This is a genomic window from Pseudomonas sp. Irchel s3a10 (assembly GCF_900187525.1).
GTDB classification, from domain to species: Bacteria; Pseudomonadota; Gammaproteobacteria; order Pseudomonadales; family Pseudomonadaceae; genus Aquipseudomonas; species Aquipseudomonas koreensis_G.
On the sequence record NZ_FYDR01000022.1, the window covers coordinates 1 to 3,134 of the forward strand.

Here is a 3,134-nt window from a genome sequence, read left to right on the forward strand (position 1 = left end):
CACCGGTGATCATGTTCTTCACGTAGTCAGCGTGACCTGGGCAGTCAACGTGAGCGTAGTGACGAATAGTCGAGTTGTACTCAACGTGAGCGGTGTTGATGGTGATACCGCGAGCTTTTTCTTCTGGAGCGCTGTCGATCTTGTCGAATTCAACTACGGCCGAACCGAAAACTTCGGAGCAGACGCGAGTCAGAGCAGCGGTCAGAGTGGTTTTACCGTGGTCAACGTGACCAATGGTCCCTACGTTGACGTGGGGCAGGGAACGATCAAATTTTTCCTTAGCCATCGATAACACCCTCAACAGAAGAATTAGACGAACGATATCTACCATTAAAACAAAGGCAGATATTTTCATATCTGCCTTGTTATATGGAGCTCTTGAGCGGATTTGAACCGCTGACCTCACCCTTACCAAGGGTGTGCTCTACCAACTGAGCTACAAGAGCGAAACACTTTGCACAACCTGCAAACTTGGAGCGGGTAGCGGGAATCGAACCCGCATCATCAGCTTGGAAGGCTGAGGTTCTACCACTAAACTATACCCGCGGAGCTTGCAGCTCACGCTAAAAATGGTGGAGGGGGAAGGATTCGAACCTTCGAAGTCGTAGACGTCAGATTTACAGTCTGATCCCTTTGGCCGCTCGGGAACCCCTCCTAAGCGAGCCGGCATTCTATACTATGCCGACCTTCTGTCAAGCATTTTCTCATTAAAAACCTGAGGTTAGCTGCGTTGACACCGCTCCACTTTGACAACCTGTTTAGGTGTTCGCTGTGGAGCGGGCGCCATTCTATGCAAACTATTCCAGCGGTGCAACCCCCTCACACAGCATTATTTTATGTTTTAACTCATTGAATTCCTTGGAAAGGTTCTGCAACTGCACATCCCCCAATAAACGCTGGCTCTCGGGCGCAATGCGCAACCAATAACCAGGTTCGGGAAGATCCTTTTGTGTTGCCTGAACCTTCACACTCATGGCCGCTAGACGCATCTGTAGCTCGGAAATGCTGCTTTCTTGAGGCAAACCACCCAAAAACAGACACTCTTGTCCGGCACGGCGCGCGCCCTGCCCTCCTCCAGAGTCACCAGTCGCCTCACTCAATAAGCGAATATCTTGCTGGGCCCCGCGGTACATACTGAGGGGCGTGACATCTTTTGCACGCAAAGGCGCTTCCTGCTGATGCCAGACGTAATAGAAAACATTGAGAACAACGAGCAGCAGGAACAACCAACGCATACAAACCTCAAGTCAAAGGACACGCCATCGCCAACCCTACAAATACCAGGTCAGGGACGAGCCGTGCATCGGGCACGACGTCCGCCACCAATCCAGCATCGCCACCGGTAATAAAGACAGCAAAGCGCTCCCCCCAATAGGATCGAGCCATTTCCATCTGGGTCAGAACGAAACCTCTCAACATTAAAGAGCACCCTCGCTCCACCGCCTCGACTGTACTGCGCCCCGGAGCATGGCTCGTCAGCGCTTTTTCGGCAGCCAAATCCCCATAACGGATTTTCCGGGTATGTGTACGTAATTGGTTACGCATCAAGGGCATCCCTGGGCAAATGAATCCTCCAAGGTGCTCTCCTTCGGCATTAATAAAATCGGCCGTCACAGCAGTGCCGAAATCCAGAATCAGGCAGGCGCCTGCAGCCAAATGAAAACCACCAAGCATCGCCAACCAGCGATCCAGCCCCAAGCGTTCATAGTCGTCATAGCCATTCCTGACGCCAGACATTTCACTGGCCGATTTGGCGCACACGACCGAGACGCCGAACGTCTGCTCGAGAATTCGGGTGAGCGCAGCAGTTTCTTCGCTGGTTCTTACGCTGACCAACCGACATTTACGCAACGACAGGCTGTCAAATGCGCACAAGCTATCCACCAGAGCCTGATCCGAGTCGACAACACCTTCAGCGAAAAGACCGCCAGCAGCCGTATTCAATACACGCCACTTGATAAAGCTATTCCCACAGTCGAGCTCAAGAATCATCACGCAACCTCAGGCTGAGCTCACCACCACTAAATACCCTTTCCACACCGTCCACCTTCAAGCGCAGCGCACCCTGGCTATCAATGCCAAGCACTACGCCTTCTATATGACTAACGCCCGCAACCAAAGAAACCGGGCGACCTTGCCACATGTGATCCTTTTCCCACTCCTCTTGGAACGCAGAGAATCCGTGGACCTGATGACGTTGGATGTAGCCCCGCAGTTGCTCGCTCAGCTCAGCCACCAAGATGTTGCGATCGCAGTTTTTGCCCGTCTCGAGCCGAATCGACGTCCATTGCTGGTCAACTTCCTCAGCAACCTGCATGTTCACATTAATGCCTATACCAAGCACCACATGGCAAACATCTGCCGGATCCCCTACTAACTCAAGAAGGATACCGGCGATTTTCTTGTTTCCGACTAGCACATCGTTTGGCCACTTCAATCCAGCGCTCGACACTCCCTGCTTTCGCAGGGCATGCATAACCGCTAAACCAACCACTAGACTCAAGCCCTCAAGCTGGCGCATGCCACCCTCGATGCGTAAGACCAAGCTGTAATACAGATTTTCAGCGAAAGGGCTTATCCACTTGCGCCCCCGGCGACCACGACCGGAAATCTGTCGCTCCGCCAATACCAGAAACGGCGCTGCTCGACCTTGACCGATCGCGCGCAGCGCCTCTGCATTGGTGGAATCAATGGAATCAAAGACTGACATCGGCCAAACCGGCGTCAAGGCACCAATCTTGAGGGGGTCGAGCAGCGTCAAGGGCGCGGCCAGTTGATAGCCTCTGCCCCGGACTTTGTTAATGGATAATCCGAGTTCAGCCTCAAGATGCTGAAGCTGTTTCCACACCGCACTTCGACTGATTCCCAGGGCAACCCCCAGAGCCTCGCCGGAATGGAATCGACCATCCTTTAATAGATTCAACAACGTCAGCATGCAGGTCTCGCCTCACAATGAGGCCCGAATAATAGCCATGAGGCGGGCGATTGCATAGAAATCAAGCACACCACTTTCCTGCAGGCAAAACAAAACCCCAACTGCTTTCGCAATTGGGGTTTCGGAATTTAATCTTGACGATGACCTACTCTCACATGGGGAAACCCCACACTACCATCGGCGATGCATCGTTTCACTT

Annotated in this window: 4 protein-coding genes and 3 tRNA genes; all 7 read right to left on the minus strand. The window is 52.8% G+C overall.

Annotated features, from left to right (window positions below; genetic code table 11):
* A partial coding sequence (locus CKW11_RS27315) for a GTP-binding protein (RefSeq protein WP_256582243.1) occupies positions 1-286 on the minus strand: 286 nt, incomplete at its 3' end.
* Positions 287-370: 84 nt separating this feature from the next.
* Positions 371-446 (minus strand) — tRNA-Thr (locus CKW11_RS27320).
* A gap of 26 nt (positions 447-472) precedes the next feature.
* Positions 473-546: transfer RNA gene (locus CKW11_RS27325), tRNA-Gly, on the minus strand.
* A gap of 24 nt (positions 547-570) precedes the next feature.
* Positions 571-655 (minus strand) — tRNA-Tyr (locus CKW11_RS27330).
* Between the two features lie 142 nt (positions 656-797).
* On the minus strand, positions 798-1,235 hold the full coding sequence (locus CKW11_RS27335; RefSeq protein WP_095140148.1) for a hypothetical protein: 438 nt from the start codon (positions 1,233-1,235) through the stop codon (positions 798-800).
* Positions 1,236-1,242: 7 nt separating this feature from the next.
* Positions 1,243-1,992, minus strand: coding sequence for a pantothenate kinase (locus tag CKW11_RS27340; RefSeq protein ID WP_095140149.1), 750 nt, complete (start codon positions 1,990-1,992; stop codon positions 1,243-1,245).
* On the minus strand, positions 1,982-2,935 hold the full coding sequence (gene birA / locus CKW11_RS27345; protein WP_095140150.1) for a bifunctional biotin--[acetyl-CoA-carboxylase] ligase/biotin operon repressor BirA: 954 nt from the start codon (positions 2,933-2,935) through the stop codon (positions 1,982-1,984). The genes CKW11_RS27340 and birA overlap by 11 nt, the downstream gene beginning before the upstream one ends.
* Positions 2,936-3,134: the final 199 nt, after the last annotated feature.

Coding starts and splice junctions, on each gene's coding strand:
- birA (WP_095140150.1), bottom strand. CDS start 2,935: ATGCTGACGTTGTTGAATCTATTAAAGGATGGTCGATTCCATTCCGGC.
- CKW11_RS27335 (WP_095140148.1), bottom strand. CDS start 1,235: ATGCGTTGGTTGTTCCTGCTGCTCGTTGTTCTCAATGTTTTCTATTAC.
- CKW11_RS27340 (WP_095140149.1), bottom strand. CDS start 1,992: ATGATTCTTGAGCTCGACTGTGGGAATAGCTTTATCAAGTGGCGTGTA.